Source organism: Stenotrophomonas sp. 2619, assembly GCF_040548725.1.
GTDB classification, from domain to species: Bacteria; Pseudomonadota; Gammaproteobacteria; order Xanthomonadales; family Xanthomonadaceae; genus Stenotrophomonas; species Stenotrophomonas maltophilia_AP.
Genome location: NZ_JBEPSF010000004.1, coordinates 194,270 through 209,306, shown reverse-complemented (window position 1 = coordinate 209,306; position 15,037 = coordinate 194,270). Strand labels below are relative to the sequence as shown.

At 66.8% G+C, this 15,037-nt stretch carries 12 protein-coding genes; 9 read left to right on the top strand and 3 right to left on the bottom strand.

Annotated features, from left to right (window positions below):
- Positions 1–200: 200 nt before the first annotated feature.
- Genes ABIA71_RS06320 through ABIA71_RS06310 form a run of 3 tightly spaced genes read left to right on the top strand, consistent with a single transcriptional unit; the run spans position 201 to position 4,751 of the window.
- On the top strand, positions 201–1,049 hold the full coding sequence (locus ABIA71_RS06320; RefSeq protein WP_354284019.1) for a DUF4123 domain-containing protein: 849 nt from the start codon (positions 201–203) through the stop codon (positions 1,047–1,049).
- Complete coding sequence (locus tag ABIA71_RS06315) at positions 1,046–3,754, top strand: T6SS effector BTH_I2691 family protein (RefSeq protein ID WP_354284017.1); 2,709 nt, start codon at positions 1,046–1,048, stop codon at positions 3,752–3,754. Before ABIA71_RS06320 ends, ABIA71_RS06315 begins: the two co-directional genes overlap by 4 nt.
- Before the next feature lies 1 nt (position 3,755).
- Positions 3,756–4,751, top strand: a complete 996-nt coding sequence (locus tag ABIA71_RS06310; RefSeq protein ID WP_354284015.1) for a DUF6708 domain-containing protein — start codon at positions 3,756–3,758, stop codon at positions 4,749–4,751.
- Between the two features lie 303 nt (positions 4,752–5,054).
- Here ABIA71_RS06310 and ABIA71_RS06305 read toward each other — a convergent pair whose 3' ends face one another.
- Together ABIA71_RS06305 and ABIA71_RS06300 are read right to left on the bottom strand one after the other, a co-directional pair.
- Positions 5,055–6,062 (bottom strand): energy transducer TonB, encoded by a 1,008-nt coding sequence (locus tag ABIA71_RS06305; RefSeq protein ID WP_354284013.1) that lies wholly within the window; start codon positions 6,060–6,062, stop codon positions 5,055–5,057.
- Positions 6,063–6,249: 187 nt separating this feature from the next.
- Positions 6,250–6,861, bottom strand: coding sequence for a TIGR00645 family protein (locus ABIA71_RS06300; RefSeq protein ID WP_128095277.1), 612 nt, complete (start codon positions 6,859–6,861; stop codon positions 6,250–6,252).
- A 109-nt stretch (positions 6,862–6,970) separates the two neighbouring features.
- Here ABIA71_RS06300 and ABIA71_RS06295 point away from each other — a divergent pair, with 109 nt between their 5' ends.
- From ABIA71_RS06295 to ABIA71_RS06280, 4 genes are all read left to right on the top strand, one after another.
- Positions 6,971–7,660, top strand: a complete 690-nt coding sequence (locus ABIA71_RS06295) for a glutathione S-transferase N-terminal domain-containing protein (protein ID WP_354284011.1) — start codon at positions 6,971–6,973, stop codon at positions 7,658–7,660.
- A gap of 533 nt (positions 7,661–8,193) precedes the next feature.
- Positions 8,194–10,422, top strand: coding sequence for a S9 family peptidase (locus ABIA71_RS06290; RefSeq protein WP_354284009.1), 2,229 nt, complete (start codon positions 8,194–8,196; stop codon positions 10,420–10,422).
- Positions 10,423–10,468: 46 nt separating this feature from the next.
- Positions 10,469–10,984: a cytochrome c oxidase assembly factor Coa1 family protein gene (locus tag ABIA71_RS06285; protein ID WP_354284007.1), complete on the top strand. Its 516-nt coding sequence runs from the start codon at positions 10,469–10,471 to the stop codon at positions 10,982–10,984.
- Between the two features lie 137 nt (positions 10,985–11,121).
- Complete coding sequence (locus ABIA71_RS06280) at positions 11,122–12,936, top strand: DUF885 domain-containing protein (protein ID WP_354284005.1); 1,815 nt, start codon at positions 11,122–11,124, stop codon at positions 12,934–12,936.
- Positions 12,937–13,029: 93 nt separating this feature from the next.
- Here the strand turns inward: ABIA71_RS06280 and ABIA71_RS06275 are convergent, their stop codons facing one another.
- Positions 13,030–13,497, bottom strand: a complete 468-nt coding sequence (locus ABIA71_RS06275; RefSeq protein ID WP_038685630.1) for a hypothetical protein — start codon at positions 13,495–13,497, stop codon at positions 13,030–13,032.
- A 222-nt stretch (positions 13,498–13,719) separates the two neighbouring features.
- On the opposite strand from ABIA71_RS06275, the gene ABIA71_RS06270 reads away from it, so the two are divergent.
- Both ABIA71_RS06270 and ABIA71_RS06265 read left to right on the top strand, forming a co-directional pair.
- Positions 13,720–13,968 (top strand): hypothetical protein, encoded by a 249-nt coding sequence (locus tag ABIA71_RS06270; protein ID WP_038685632.1) that lies wholly within the window; start codon positions 13,720–13,722, stop codon positions 13,966–13,968.
- A gap of 139 nt (positions 13,969–14,107) precedes the next feature.
- Positions 14,108–15,025 carry a bestrophin family protein gene (locus tag ABIA71_RS06265; protein ID WP_354284003.1) on the top strand — a complete coding sequence of 306 codons (918 nt, stop codon included), beginning with the start codon at positions 14,108–14,110 and terminating at the stop codon, positions 15,023–15,025.
- Positions 15,026–15,037: the final 12 nt, after the last annotated feature.

Genomic DNA, 15,037 nt, shown 5'->3' with positions numbered 1-15,037 from the left:
GTCCGCGCGCACGGACCCTTCGCAGCGCTGCGGAGCGTAGGACGCCCGTGCCATGGATAGGCATTTCAAATGGAAGCTCTCGAGCCATCCACAAATCGAAATAGAAAAACTGTGAAGCCCGCGATGCATTGTCGGTTCCGGCTCTTCGCTACACCCCGTGTCGCTCGTAGCCTGCCTGTATCCACCGATGCAGAGTTCCAATGGACCTGGACACGCACGTCAACGCGCCTATCGACATGGGCCATCGCAGCTTCCTCGCGCAGACCCACGCCATCATCGACCCCACCCAGGTGGCGGCCGCCTGCTTCGCCGATCTCCCCGCCGAGCCGCTGGAGCCGGCGGAGCTGAAGGGGTGCCTGCGCCAACCGCCGCTGCTGGTGGCGCTGGATACATTGTCCTGGGAACGGCGGTTGGACGTGCTGGATCGCGCCGAGCGCCATCTGCGTGAACGCGGACGCCCCTTGTTCTGCACGTTGTTGGCCTGCAACGACGCATCGGGCCTGCGAGGTCACCTGCGGCATCTGATGGGCTTGTGGCGGCCCGGCAAAGGCCGCGTATGGTTTCGCGTGCACGATCCCCGCGTATTCCGCCATCTGCGCTGGTTGTTGACCCCGGCGCAGATGGCCGAGGTGATGGGGCCGGTGCATGCGTGGACCTGGCACGAGCCGCTGGGCGGCACCTGGCGCACCCATCACCGGCCTGACGCGCACGCGCCGTTCGGTCTGCTGCTGCAGCCGGACCAGTGGCAGGGCCTTGAGCAGATGGGCGTTATCAATGCGTGCCTGCGCGATCTGGTCGATGCCCCTGCTACTGCGGCCAGCAGCACGCTGCGCGCGCTGATGGAGGGCGTACTGGAAGCGCGCGATGCCGGTCTGGAAGACGTCAGGGACCTGTCCCTGTACGCGCGGCAGCGCCTGCAACACGGACCCGGGTTTCGGCATCGGCCCGATGTGGCTGCGCGTCTGGCGCGTCTGCGTGGCGAAGGGATGTCCTATGCGATGGCCAGCCGGCTGGAGTCTGGCGCAACTGCAGCTGCGGTGGCGGCATGAGCGACTCCGCTGCCGACTACTGCCCCAACTGCGTCACGTTCGGCTTTCCCATCCTGCTGGCGCGCTATGCCGTGGCCCGCACCGACGCCGAAGTCCGTAGGCGGGCACCGCCCTTGCAGGCCCCTTTCGGCGTGGGCGTACAGGACGTCGCGCTGCCGGCATCCGATGCGCAGTACACGCTGCGGCTGCTGCGCGGCGGCTACGTGTACGGGTTCAATGAGACGCGCGACGAGTGGCTGGCCTGGCAGGTCAATGAGCACGGCGATCTGTCGTCCTTCGACATCCGTGACACCTCCCCGCCGCCGCAGAACGATGACGCACCGGCTACCTGCTCGCGGCATGGCAGCGCGATGATGAGCAAGTGCGTCGTCCTGCCCGATGCGAAGTGGGGGACCACACTGTGGCTGGCGTACAGTACGGCACCGTGGACACCCAACGTGTGGCGCCGCCATCAGGATGCCGCGTACCGCCAGCGCAGCATGCGCCGCATCGACATGGCCAGCTGGGTCGACAGTGGCAGCCCGCAACCGCACATGGCCAGCTTGTACCAGGCACTGGATCAGGTGGCGGAATTCCATCTTGTCGACACTTATTCGACCCTGCCCAAAACGCCAGACGCCACCAACCTACCCCGCATGGACGTGCTCCCCGGCGCGCATGCACTGGCACACAGCCTGAGCGGCCGAGTGCAGTACGCCCAGCATCAGCTCGACCTGCTGCGCGCCCAGGCACGGCTGGCTGCACGCCAGAGCGTCCCGGACCATCCGTTGGCGGTGACCCCGGTGCTCGTAGCACTGGACGACCCGGTGGGCATCATCGCCGACCTCAACCAGTTGGCGGTGACGCGCTTGCTGGAATGGGAGAACGAACCGGAGCGGGCAGAGAAGCGTCAGTCCGCAGCGGCCATCACGGCCCTGCGCGAAGCCATTCATCACGGCGCGATCGAGGATGAAGTGCACCTCAAACGCAACACCGCCATGGTGGGAAGGGGAGTCGTCGGCGTGTTGGGTGGACGGGCTACCGCGCGGGAGCTGAGCAGATCGTTGCCACTTTGGACCGACGACATGTTCGCAGTGGAGGACGAAGACGAGGTGCTCAGGCTGGGCAGAGAGTCCTGGAAGAAATACCGCAAGCACCTGCGCGGCGGGAACGCGTATGCGCGTTGGCTGAAGAATACGTACCTGGCCGAGCAGGAGCGGTTCTACCAGAAGCACATCGCCGCACTGGACGATGCGTATATTGCCTGGTTATCGGCAGCGGCCTTCAAGCAGCATATGGTCCGCAACTTCGACAGAACCGACACCACGTCGGGGATTCTGTATCAAGAGGCGGTGACTGCCATGCTGCAGGACGCTACCTCGCGCGGCAAAGTGTTCGCGTACGTGTTGGAGCAGTTGGAGAACGGCGATCCACTGGATCCCGAGTCCATTATTCTGCGCGCGCAGGTATGGAACCAGGACGCGCTGATCAGCGATTGGAAACAGGTGCTGGCAAAGACGTCCACCGCACCGGGGGCGCGCGACTGGCTGCTGGCGGCCAATGGGCTGTCCAATGCGTTCAAGGGCCTGCTGGACCATCCGACGGCGGGCAAGACTGCCGGCATGTATCAAGGTTCAGCGCGTCTGCTGGAGCACCTTTCAGGTCCAGTGACGCGAATGGTGGGCGACGAAATTGGCCGTATGGTCGCTGCAGACGTGGGTCGCCTGCCTGCGCGCTGGCAGATGGGGCTATTGGCCGCCATGGCGCAGTCGGGATCGCCTCACACCCAGCTGATGGATCTGACCGGCCACACCACGCCAAAACGCGCGCGCAAAGCCTTGGCCATGACCTTGGCATCGCGGGCTGGTTTGAACGCGGCGCAGCAGGCCAGTGTGGCCGCGTCCGCAGCCCTCGAAGCCGCCAACGCGACGATGGATGGCGCCCGGTTCAAGTTTGGCATGGTGGCATTTGTGGACGCCGATCAACTGAAGCTGTTCAAGGCACTCAATGCCAAGGCGGTGATCCCCGGGGCGGCGATTCAGGGACATCTGCAACGCACATTGAGCGTAGTGGACCTGCATGACGCGATGCGTAGCACAGTGTCTGGACTACATCGCAGCTCCTATGGGTATGGCATCGCGGCGTTGGTCATGATGTCGGCCAGCCTTGGGCACTTGAACCAGCAGATCAAAAAGGCCCCCGTAGAGGAGCGGGGTCTTCTACAGGCCAACTTCGCGGCAGGCGTAGCGGTGCTGATTGGAGACTCGGCAATTCTTCTAGGTGAGGTGGGCGCGAAGCTGCCCTGGTTCTCGAAGACCTTGGCTGAGCCAATGGGGCGATGGATGTTCAACGCCAGCAAAAGAGCTGAACTGCTAGGGGGAGGTGGTCGTTGGATGAGTGGTTTGGCGGGCATAGTGATCGGGGCCCTCACGTTCTATCAAGGCTACCGCGACTACCCATTGAGCAAAGTCTATGGCACGAGCATGATGATTGCCGGAATCGCCGGTGCGGCTGGCGCATTTCTCTTCATAATCGGATCTGCTATTCCATTAGCCATTCTGCTCACGATCTTTGCAGCGCTACTAACCGTAGTGGTTGCATGGATGGTGCCGAACGAAGTTGAGCGTTGGCTCGATAAGGCTATGCACTTTGGAAACAACGAGAGTGGCGCCTTCGATAGTTGGATGGACCAATCAAAAGCCATGCAAGCATTGAGAGTGCTTTGAGATGCTGACAGGCTGGCAGCCTCCGTTCAAAGTTGAGCGAGACCTCACCGGAGAAGAATTTGATGGCGAACTGAAACATAGCGCCTCAGTCGACACTCCTGCAGATGATGCGATGAGCCTTGTTCGCTTTAACTCAGTATTCATTGAATGCGTAGACAGGACGTTCAAGATCAAGGGCATGATGGCCACGCTGCTATCACTTGCTCTTGCCTGCGTGACGGTGTTTGGCGTATCGGCCCTCATCGCCAAGGCTTCTGGGATGCGTGGCGGACTTTCAGACAGCGCCTTCTCCGTATTGTCGATCGTAGTTGCTGGAGCGGGCATGATCGGATTGATCTGGTTCGTCTACCTGCGCAAGGATATGTTTAGCTACACCCATTACCCCGTCCGCTTCAACCGCATCACCCGCAAGATCTACTTCTTCCGTCACAACGGCCCGGGCGGCGTCGTGGTGGTGCCCTGGGGGTCGCCCTTCGCCTTCTTCCACATCGGCCGTGGCGGCCAGGACCCCAATCTGCGCGACCTTCGCTGCCACCTGCTTGATCGCAACCGCCAGGTGCAGCAGACCTTCACCATCGGCCATTTCTGGGATCATGATCAGGACATCCGGGAACAATGGGCGTTGATCTGTCGGTACATGCAGGAGGGTCCGGAAACGTGTTTCGACGACCCGCTGGATCGCGTCATTACGCTCTCCACACTGCCCACCTTCCGCAATCACTGGATGCTGGTGTGTCTGATGATGGGCACCAACCTATTCCCATTTCGGCACAACCTTCTTTTCCCCTTCTATGGCGCACTGACCCTCAGTCGCTGGCTTACCTTCAAGACGTGCCGGTCGCCGGTGTTTCCGCCCGAGATCGAAGCAGAGTGCGCCATCGCAGCCGACGATCCATTCGCCCTCCCGGAGCCGCGCTTCATGGCCGAGTTCGCCAGCGATCCGGCCATCTATGAGCGTGCACGTAAGCGGTATCTGGAAAAAATAATGTGGCGGTAGGTAGCGGCATTCATGTCGCCAAAGCGCATCCCATTCGAAAAATGCGTGTCAAAGACGTGCTTTCCGTTATGCAGGACCACGACCAACGCGCCATTTTCTCTTTGCACAAGGCCAGTGTCGCCATGCCGTTCCGGCAGCGAGAGAAGCGGACGTTTGCGATCTGCTGGCGCTGCTGCCTACGCTCCTGTTCGACCTGTTGGTACTGCGGGACCCAGCACGGCGGGACCTGATTGAACGCAGGTCCTGGATACAAAAAAGGCCCGGATCGCTCCGGGCCTTTTCGTCACTACGGTGAGGCGGCGATCAACCGCCCGGCGCGAACGCCAAGGTGCGCCGCGTGGTCACCGGTGCGCCGACCGGTTCGAACTTCCAGCGCTTGACCGCGTTGAGCGCCTCGCGATCGAACACGCGCGACGGCGTGGCGCGCAGCACGCGGGCGTTGGTGACCGAGCCGTCGGTGCCGACGGTGATTTCCACCAGCACTTCGCCGGACGTGCCCGAGCGCAGCGCTTCGGCCGGGTAACGCGGGGCCGGGGTGCTGACCGGGCGCAGGCTTGGTGCCGCCGCCGCCGGGGCGGCGGCCTGGCGGGCCGCGGCGGCCTGCTGGGCGGCCGCGGTCTGCTGGCGCTGCTCGGCCTCGCGGCGGGCGCTCGCCTGGCGCTCGGCATCCTGGCGCTCGCCGTCGCGGCGCGCGGCATCCTGCTGGGCGGCAATGGTGCGTGCCGCTTCGGCCTCGGCCGCCTGCTGCTGGGCCAGGCGCTGCTGGTCGGCCAGCTGCTTGGTGCGGTTCTCGGCGTCCTTCTTGACCTTGTCGGTCTCTTCCTGGGTCCGCTTGAGGGCGGTCTGCATGCCGCCGCTGATGCCCTGCTTCAGGCGCGGCAGGGCCGGTGCGGTGGCATCGACCTTCTCGATCAGCGCGACCAGCCGCTGCGCCTCGGCGAAGTCCTCGCGGCCCAGGCTCTGTTCGGCGGCGATCAGGGTGTAGGGCAGCAGGTCGGTGAGCGCGCTCTTGACCGAGGCGTCATCCGGGGTCTTGTCGCGCAGGGCCAGGTAGTACTCGATGGCGTTGTCGCCCGCCGGGGCGTACATGCGGTTCTCGCGCAGGGCCTTGCTGGCCAGGTCGCGCAGTTCCTCGGTGCCCATCGACTGCACCTTGGCCGACACGGCAGGCGCCGCGGCCGGGGCGGCGGCGGGTGCGGCGGCAGGTGCGGCCGGCGCCGGTTCGTCCTTGCCCGAACAGGCGGCCAGGGCCACCAGCAGGGCCAATGGCGCCAGCAGGCGCAGCGAGGCAATCGTGTTGACGTGCGACATCCAACTCCCCTTTGAATACGACGGTACGTAAGGCCCGATGCGGTCAGGCTGGCCGAGGCCGATGGACGTTTCCCGGCGTCCACGGCGGTACTGCAGGTGTGCAATCTAGCATCACCCCGGCCGGCCAGGGGCCGGACGGCGAGGGCAGGCCGGCATCGTGACCGATGCCGGCGCCGCCGGGCAAGTGTCAGTGCGACAGGGTCTTGCTGGGCGTGCCGCTCATCAGCTTGTCGGTGTAGGCGATGCCGATCGCCGACAGGATGAAGGCGCAATGGATGATGGTCTGCCACATCACGCCGGTGGAGGTCATGCTGGCGCACTTGATGATCTGGCCGGTCGCCGCCACGGCATTCAGGTAGGCCTCGCTGTCGCACAGCGGCAGGGCGTCCAGGGTGCCCGAGGCGATGAAGGTCTTGAGCAGGTGGATCGAGGAGATGCCGATGATCGACAGCGCCAGCTTCACCTTCAGCACGCTCGCGTTGACGTGGCTGAGCCACTCCGGCTGGTCGGGGTGGTTCTCCAGGCGCAGACGCGAGACGAAGGTTTCATAGCCGCCCACGATGACCATCACCAGCAGGTTGGAGATCATCACCACGTCGATCAGGCCCAGCACCAGCAGCATGATTTCCTGCTCGCCCATGGCGTTGGCCTTGTGCAGCAGGTGCCACAGCTCCTTGCCGAACAGGAATACGTAGACGCATTGGGCCAGTATCAGGCCCAGGTACAGCGGCAGCTGCAGCCAGCGCGAGGCGAAGATCAGGGAGGACAGGGGGCTGATGGGCCGGGGAGTGGGGCTCATGCTGGAATGCTGCGTTGCGGGAGACGCGGCAGGGTAACGGGTCCGCCGTGACCCTGCCACCCAACTGACGCACTAGACTCGGTGTTCCTCATCCGCGAGTGCTGTCGCCATGATCGATCTGTATTACTGGCCCACCCCCAATGGCCACAAAGTCACGCTGCTGCTGGAAGAGCTGGGCCTGCCGTACCAGATCAAGCCGGTCAACATCGGCGCCGGCGACCAGTTCAAGCCCGAGTTCCTGGCCATCTCGCCCAACAACAAGATGCCCGCGCTGGTCGACCACCAGCCTGCCGATGGCGGCGCGCCGCAGAGCGTGTTCGAATCCGGTGCGATCCTGCTGTACCTGGCCGAGAAGACCGGTCGTTTTCTGCCCGCCGACAGCCGCGGCCGCGTGGCGGTGCTGGAGTGGCTGTTCTGGCAGATGGCCGGGCTGGGCCCGATGAGCGGGCAGATGGGCCATTTCAACGTGTACGCGCCCGAGCAGATCCCCTATGCCATCGAGCGCTACAACAACGAGGTGCGCCGCCTGCACGGGGTGATGGACAAGCGCCTGGCCGACAGCGCCTACCTGGGCGGCGCGGAGTACAGCATCGCCGACATGGCCAGCTACCCGTGGATTGGCGCGTACGACAAGCTGCCCGTGGACTTTGCCGCCTTCCCGCACCTCAAGCGCTGGCACGAGGCGATCGCCGCACGCCCGGCTACCCAGCGCGCCTATGCGCTGCGCCAGCAGGTGAACCCCGATGCCGGCAAGCCGCTCAGCGAGGAAGAGCGCAAGCACCTGTTCGGCCAGCGCTGAAGCCGCCGGTAGCGCCGGGCTCTGCCCGGCTGCACGGGTGCCGCCGAAGCCCCAAGGCAGCGGGGCAGAGCCCCGCTCTGCGCGGATCGCGTCCCAGCCCGTGGCGCCGGGCTCTGCCCGGCTGCACGGTACCGCCGAAGCCCAAGGCAGCGGGGCAGAGCCCCGCTCTACGCAGGTCGCGTCCCGGCCCGTAGCGCCGGGCTCTGCCCGGCTGCACCGTGCCACCGATGCCCAAGGCAGCGGGGCAGAGCCCCGCTCTGCGCGGGTCGCGTCCCAGCCCGTAGCGCCGGGCTCTGCCCGGCTGCACGGTGCCACCGATGCCCAAGGCAGCGGGGCAGAGCCCCGCTCTACGCGGGGCGCGTCCAACGCCGGGCTCTGCCCGGCTGCCCTTGCGCCGGCGCCAACCCAGCAAGGTCGCCGTCCACGCCCGGGTAGAAGGTCATGCTGCCTTCCCGCACTGCCTTGGTTAGGATGGGGGCTGACCGCCCCCTGCCTTCGCAGGGCGGCGGACCTGTCGCTTGCCGGAACCCTTCATGCGCCACCTGTTTGCCTCGCTCGCCCTCATGCTCGCTTCGACCACCATGGCCCACGCTGAAAAACTGACCCTGGAGGCCATCACCGGTCCGCTGCCGTTGTCCGGCCCCACCCTGATGAAACCCAAGGTGGCCCCGGACGGCTCGCAGGTGAGTTTCCTGCGCGGCAAGCAGGACGACCGCAACCAGCTGGACCTGTGGAGCTTCGATATCGCCAGCGGCCAGACCCGGCTGCTGGTGGACTCCAAGGTGGTGCTGCCCGGCACCGAAACCCTCAGCGATGAAGAGAAGGCCCGCCGCGAGCGCCAGCGCATCGCCGCGATGACCGGCATTGTCGATTACCAGTGGTCGCCCGACGCCCACACCCTGCTGTTCCCGCTGGGCGGCGAGCTGTATCTGTATGACCTGTCCAAGCAAGGCGCGGCCGCAGTGCGCCAGCTCACCCACGGGGAGGGCTTTGCCACCGACGCCAAGCTGTCGCCGAAAGGCGGCTTTGTCAGCTTCGTGCGCGCGCGCAACCTGTGGGTGATCGATCTGGCCAGCGGCAAGCAGATCCAGCTGACCCGCGATGGCAGCGACACCATCGGCAACGGCGTGGCCGAGTTCGTCGCCGATGAGGAGATGGACCGCCACACCGGCTACTGGTGGGCCCCGGACGATTCGGCGATCGCCTTCGCGCGTATCGACGAAAGCCCGGTGCCGGTGCAGAAGCGCTACGAAATGTACGCCGACCGCACCGAAATGATTGAACAGCGCTACCCCGCCGCCGGCGACCACAACGTCACCGTGACGCTGGCGGTGATTGCCCCCAAGGCCGATGCCGCGCCGCGCTGGGTCGACCTGGGCCGCGACCCCGACATCTACCTGGCACGCGTGGACTGGCGCGATCCGCAACGGCTGACCTTCCAGCGCCAGTCGCGCGACCAGAAGCATCTCGAGCTGATCCAGGCCGACCTGGCCAGTGGCAAGCAGCACACGCTGGTCACCGAAACCTCCAGGACCTGGGTGCCGCTGCACAGCAGCCTGCGTTTCCTCACCCAGGGCGGCTTCGTGTGGTCGTCCGAGCGCAGCGGTTTCGAGCATCTGTACCGCATCTCCGAGGACGGCAAGACCGTTACCGCGCTCACCCAGGGCAACTGGCCGGTGGACGAACTGCTGGCGGTGGACGAAGCAGCCGGCAAGGTCTACTTCCGGGCCGGGGTCGAGTCGCCGCGCGAAAGCCAGATCTACGCGGTGTCGCTGCAGGGCGGCGCGCCGCAACGCCTGTCGCAGGCACCGGGCATGCACAGCGCCAGCTTCGCGCGCAATGCCAGCGTGTATGTGGACAGCTGGTCCAACACCACCACCCCGCCGCAGATTTCGCTGCACCGTGCCGATGGCACGAAGATCGCCACGCTGGTGGAGAACAACCTGGCCGATCCGCAGCACCCGTATGCGCGTTACCTGGACGCGCAGCGCCCGGTCGAGTTCGGCACCCTGAAGGCCGCCGACAACCGCACCGAACTGCACTACAGCCTGATCAAGCCGGCCGGTTTCGACCCGGCCAAGCGCTATCCGGTGGCGGTGTATGTGTACGGCGGGCCCGCCAGCCAGACCGTCACCAACAGCTGGCCCGGCCGCGGCGACCACCTGTTCAACCAGTACCTGGCCCAGCAGGGCTATGTGGTGTTCTCGCTGGACAACCGCGGCACCCCGCGTCGCGGCCGCGATTTCGGCGGCGCGCTGTATGGCGTGCAGGGCACGGTGGAAGTGGCCGACCAGCTGCGCGGCGTGGCCTGGCTGAAGCAGCAGCCGTGGGTGGACCCGGCGCGCATCGGCGTGCAGGGCTGGTCCAACGGCGGCTACATGACCCTGATGCTGCTGGCCAAGGCGTCGGACACCTACGCCTGCGGCGTGGCCGGCGCGCCGGTCACCGATTGGGGCCTGTACGACAGCCACTACACCGAGCGCTACATGAACCTGCCGGGCAACAATCCGAAGGGCTATGAAGAGGCGCGCGTGCTGGCCCACATCGACGGCCTGCGCTCGCGCCTGCTGCTGATCCATGGCATGGCCGACGACAACGTGCTGTTCACCAATTCCACCGCACTGATGAGTGCCTTGCAGAAGCGCGGGCAGCCGTTCGAACTGATGACCTACCCGGGCGCCAAGCACGGTCTGTCGGGCAGCAACGCGCTGCACCGCTACCGCCTGGCCGAGGACTTCCTGGGACGCTGCCTGGCGCCGTAACCATCGCGGTACCCCCCGCATCACCGGCATGACAAGGAGGACGCCGATGAACCAGCCACCCCCGCTTCCCGGGGCACGCCGTGCCGGCTCCGGATGGTGGCGCCGGCATTGGCGCTGGGCCATGCCATTGGCGGTACTGACGGCCAGTGCGGCGGCGTCGGCCGTGGTGTGGCTGGCCGTCACCCAATGGGCGCAGTGGAGCCGCAGCAGCGAGCCCTACCAGGAAGCCATGCGCCGCGCGCGCTGCAGCGTGGAACTGGTGGCGGTACTGGGTGAGCCCATCGAAGATGGGTTCCTGCCCGCCGGCGGCATGCGCTCGATGCCGGGTGGCGGTGGCCACAGCCAGTTCCTGGTGCACTTGAGTGGCCCGCGCGGCAACGCCCGGATGTTCCTGCAGGCCACGCGCCAGCAGGGGGAATGGGATTACCCGATGCTGTATGTGCTTGCCGGGCAGGCCGAGCCGATCGACCTGACCGCACTGGACGACGCCGAGGCGGCGCAGGAATGTGCGCTGCGCGAGTGCCGCGCGCGCGGCGACTGCCCCCTCACCGCGATGCTGTGAGTGCAGTGCCGGCCGCGGGTCGGCGGCAGCAGGCCGGACACGGGTGCCAGGCGGTGCGCGCACCATGACCCTTGGCCGATTGTCGGTACCGCCCTGACCGGGTAGGGTCGCAGGCATCCGTTTCCCGGGAGTCGTGCATGAAGCCGCTTGTCCTTGCCGTTGCGTTGGCCCTTTCCGTCCCCGCCGCGCTGTCCGCGCCGCCCGTGCATGCTGCCGCCCCGGCTGCCGCCAAGGCGCCGTCCAGCCCGGCCTGGGTCACCCGCAGCAACCAGCTGGCGCAGATCCTGCTGGATGCGCAGGGCCCGTTCCAGCCGGAGGAAACCGGCTTCTTCGGCGTGCCCGGCTACGACGACAAGGTGGCCGATTTCGGCCCGGACAACGGCGCGCGCTACCGTGCGGCCATGGCCAAGGCGCGTACCGAGCTGCAGGCCAAGCTGGCCACCGAGCGCGACCCGAACGTGCGCCAGGACCTGGCGATCATGATCGCGGCGGCCAGCCAGAACATCGAAGGCAGCGAGCTCAACGAGAAGTACCTGCTGCCGTGGACCGACACGCCGCAGACGGTGTTCAGCGGCATCAACATGCTGCTCTCCGACCAGGTATCGGCCGAGCGTCGCGCCAAGGCGCTCGATCGCCTGAAGGCCTACGCCGGCCTGGCCCCCGGCACCCAGCCGGTGACCACGCTGTCGCGCCAGCGCTATGAAGAGCGCCTGGCCGACAAGGGTCTGCTGCAACCGACAAAGATCGAGGTCGAGCAGTCGCTGGCCAACGTGGACACCTACATCACCGGCATCGAGCAGCTGTTCGGCAAATACAAGGTGGCCGGCGCCGACGAGACGCTGAAGACGCTCGCCGCCCAGCTGCGCGAGTACCGCGACTGGACCCGCAAGGACGTGCTGCCCAAGGCCCGTGCCGATGCGCGCCTGCCCGAGCCGCTGTATGCCTACCAGCTCAAGCGCGTGGGCATCGACATCGCCCCGGCGGTGCTGATGCAGCGTGCGCAGCTGGAATTCATGGAAACCCGCTCGGCGATGCGCCAGCTGTCGCCGCTGGTGGTGCAGGCCAAGGGCCTGAAGGTAACCGACCCCACCGATCCGGTGGCGGTGGTGCGCTCGCTGAAGGGCGACAAGATCGCCGATGACCAGCTGGAGCACCACTACCGCGGCGTGATCGATGCGATCGACCCGATCATCCGCCGCGAGAAGATCGTCGACGTGCCGCAGCGCCCGATGCAGATGCGCCTGGGCTCGGCTGCCGAAAGCGCCGCTTCGCCGGCCCCGCACTTCCTGCCGGCGCCGCTGGTGGGCAACACCGGCCAGCAGGGCACCTTCGTACTGCCGCTGGGCAACCCGGCCGCGGGCGACAAGGCCGCGCAGTACGACGACTTCAACTTCGGTTCGGCGGCCTGGACGCTCAGCGCACATGAAGGCCGCCCCGGCCACGAGCTGCAGTTCACCGCGATGGTCGAACGCGGCATCTCGCTGGCGCGCACGATGTTCGCGTTCAACTCGGTCAACGTCGAAGGCTGGGCGCTGTACGCCGAAGCGGAAATGGTGCCGTACGAGCCGCTGGACGGGCAGCTGATCGCGCTGCAGTTCCGCCTGCTGCGTGCGGCGCGCGCCATGCTCGACCCGATGCTCAACCTGGGCCTGATCGACCGTGCCAATGCCGAGCGCGTGCTGATCGACGAGGTCGGGCTGTCCAAGGCGATGGCCACCCAGGAACTGGACCGCTACATGGTGCGCATGCCCGGCCAGGCCGGCAGCTACTTCTACGGCTACACCCGGATCCTGGAACTGCGCATGCAGACCGAACTGGCGCTGGGCAAGCGCTTCGACCGGCTGGCCTTCAACAACTTCCTGCTCGACCAGGGTCTGCTGCCGCCGGACCAGCTGGCACAGGCGGTCAACGAGGTGTTCGTGCCGAAGTACAAGGCACCTGCGAAACGCTGACCGGTTGAGTGACCCCACCGGTAGAACACCGACCGTGGGTCGGTGTCCCGGCGCGGAGCCACGACCCACGGTCGTGGCTTGCCGCCGTGCGTGTTACCGGGTCGGCGTGATCGTCTGCGTCGGCAGGCGCGCCGGTGCCGTGGGTGCGGCCGGGTTGGGTACCCAGATCGCCACGCCGGCCGCGCGCTTCTGCGTGGTCGGAATACCGATGCCGACCCCACCGCCCACGTGCGAGCCGTAGCTGCCGCCACCCACTGACATGCCCACCGGCGAGCCGCTGGAGCCCACGCCCATCAGGATCACGCCATTGGCGCCCAGGGCGGCCGCCTCACGCTTGAGTCGCATCACCGCCGCATCGGTCTGGCCCTGGGTGCCGAAACCGACCGCGCTGGACGATTCCAGCTGGGCGATTTCCACCGAGCCCGCGGGCGGGGTCGAATAGATCTGCACGCTGGCCGGGTCCACCGGCGCACGCGCCTGGCCCAGCATCACCTTGGAGGTACTGGCGCAGCCGGCCACGGCCAGCAGCACGCCGAGTACGGCAATCGATCGAATGTTCATGCATCACCCCTGTTCGGTAGGGACCTGTGGCCCGTGGCGCGATCATCGACGCTGGCTACTGAATCGGTGCCAACGTCCTGAGGCCTACGCTAGCACCGTGCAGGTGATCGCCATGACACCGCGGCGATGGCCGGCACGGAGGCGCCGATGAACGCGTCAGGTTCGGCACTGCCGGCCCGGATCTGGGCTATGGTGGCGCCACCGTCATTCAAGGAGCCTGGCATGGGATTGATCAGTCTGTTGTGGGGCATCCTGGCCCTGCTGTGGATGGTGCTGGCCCTGATTCCCCTGCTGGGCTGGGGCAACTGGTTCCTGATCCCGTTCGCGGCGGTGGGCGCGGTCATTGCCGCGCTGGGCATCCTGTTCACCCACCCCAGCAAGCGGGGCCGGGCCTGGGCCGGGCTGGTGCTGAACGGCATCGTGGTGGTGGTGGGGATCGTCCGCCTGGGCCTGGGCGGCGGCATCATCTGAGCCGACCCGGCGGACGCGGCCCGGGCTGCGACCATCGGTCGCAGCGGGCGGGCGCCCGCATGCAGGGGCGTACAATCAGCGGCTGCCGGGGCGTTTGCGCCACTGGCCCACGCCTGTCCAGGCGCCAATTCCGCATTCGATGATCATTCGTCCCCGCCCCCACGGCTGGCAATTGCTGTACATCCTGCGCGGCTCCATCGTTCCGGCGGTGGCGCCCAAGGTGCTGGCGATCCTGTTGCTGGCCATTGCCGTGGCCGCCTTCGCCGAGGTCTGGCACCCGCCGGGCATCGAGCGCGTCTCGGTGGCGCCGTTCACCCTGCTGGGCCTGGTGCTGTCGATCTTCCTGAGCTTCCGCAACAACGCCTGTTTCGAGCGCTGGTGGGAAGGCCGCAAGCTGTGGGGCCAGCTGGTCTACGAATCGCGCAGCCTGGCCCGGCTGTGCAGCGCCCTGCTGGCTGACGATGCGCCGCGCCGCGACCGCATCTGCCGGCTCGGCATCGGTTTCGCCCATGCGCTGGCGGCCAAGCTGCGCGGGCGTGACGCCGCGTTGGCCGCGCTGCCCTGGGTGGCCGAGGACGACCACGCCCGCTTCGGCGCGCGCCTGAACGCCCCCGACCAGCTGCTGGCGATGATCGCCGCCGACCTGGCCGAGCCGCTGCGTGCCGGCCGCCTCGACCCGATCCTGTACGCCCAGTTCGAGACCCGCCTGCACGCGATGTCCAGCATCCAGGCCGGTTGCGAGCGGATTCTGTCCACCCCGCTGCCGTTCGCCTACACCCTGCTCCTTCACCGCTGCGCGTGGATGTTCTGCGTGCTGCTGCCGTTCGGCCTGGCCAGTTCGCTGGGCTGGGCCACCCCGGTGGTGTCGGCGGTGCTGGCCTACGCCTTCTTCGGGCTGGACCAGCTGGGCGAGGAAATGGAAGAGCCGTTCGGGCTGGAGCCCAACGACCTGCCGCTGGATGCGCTGGTGCGCACCATCGAAATCGACCTGCTCGACAGCCTCGGCGTGGACCCGCTGCCCGCGCCGCTGCAACCGCATCGTTACCTGCTGCAGTAATCCTGCCGCGCC

Bases quoted from the DNA above. Each gene is read 5' to 3' on its own strand.
- ABIA71_RS06320 (WP_354284019.1), top strand. From the start codon at position 201: ATGGACCTGGACACGCACGTCAACGCGCCTATCGACATGGGCCATCGC.
- ABIA71_RS06315 (WP_354284017.1), top strand. From the start codon at position 1,046: ATGAGCGACTCCGCTGCCGACTACTGCCCCAACTGCGTCACGTTCGGC.
- ABIA71_RS06310 (WP_354284015.1), top strand. From the start codon at position 3,756: ATGCTGACAGGCTGGCAGCCTCCGTTCAAAGTTGAGCGAGACCTCACC.
- ABIA71_RS06305 (WP_354284013.1), bottom strand. From the start codon at position 6,062: ATGTCGCACGTCAACACGATTGCCTCGCTGCGCCTGCTGGCGCCATTG.
- ABIA71_RS06300 (WP_128095277.1), bottom strand. From the start codon at position 6,861: ATGAGCCCCACTCCCCGGCCCATCAGCCCCCTGTCCTCCCTGATCTTC.
- ABIA71_RS06295 (WP_354284011.1), top strand. From the start codon at position 6,971: ATGATCGATCTGTATTACTGGCCCACCCCCAATGGCCACAAAGTCACG.
- ABIA71_RS06290 (WP_354284009.1), top strand. From the start codon at position 8,194: ATGCGCCACCTGTTTGCCTCGCTCGCCCTCATGCTCGCTTCGACCACC.
- ABIA71_RS06285 (WP_354284007.1), top strand. From the start codon at position 10,469: ATGAACCAGCCACCCCCGCTTCCCGGGGCACGCCGTGCCGGCTCCGGA.
- ABIA71_RS06280 (WP_354284005.1), top strand. From the start codon at position 11,122: ATGAAGCCGCTTGTCCTTGCCGTTGCGTTGGCCCTTTCCGTCCCCGCC.
- ABIA71_RS06275 (WP_038685630.1), bottom strand. From the start codon at position 13,497: ATGAACATTCGATCGATTGCCGTACTCGGCGTGCTGCTGGCCGTGGCC.
- ABIA71_RS06270 (WP_038685632.1), top strand. From the start codon at position 13,720: ATGGGATTGATCAGTCTGTTGTGGGGCATCCTGGCCCTGCTGTGGATG.
- ABIA71_RS06265 (WP_354284003.1), top strand. From the start codon at position 14,108: ATGATCATTCGTCCCCGCCCCCACGGCTGGCAATTGCTGTACATCCTG.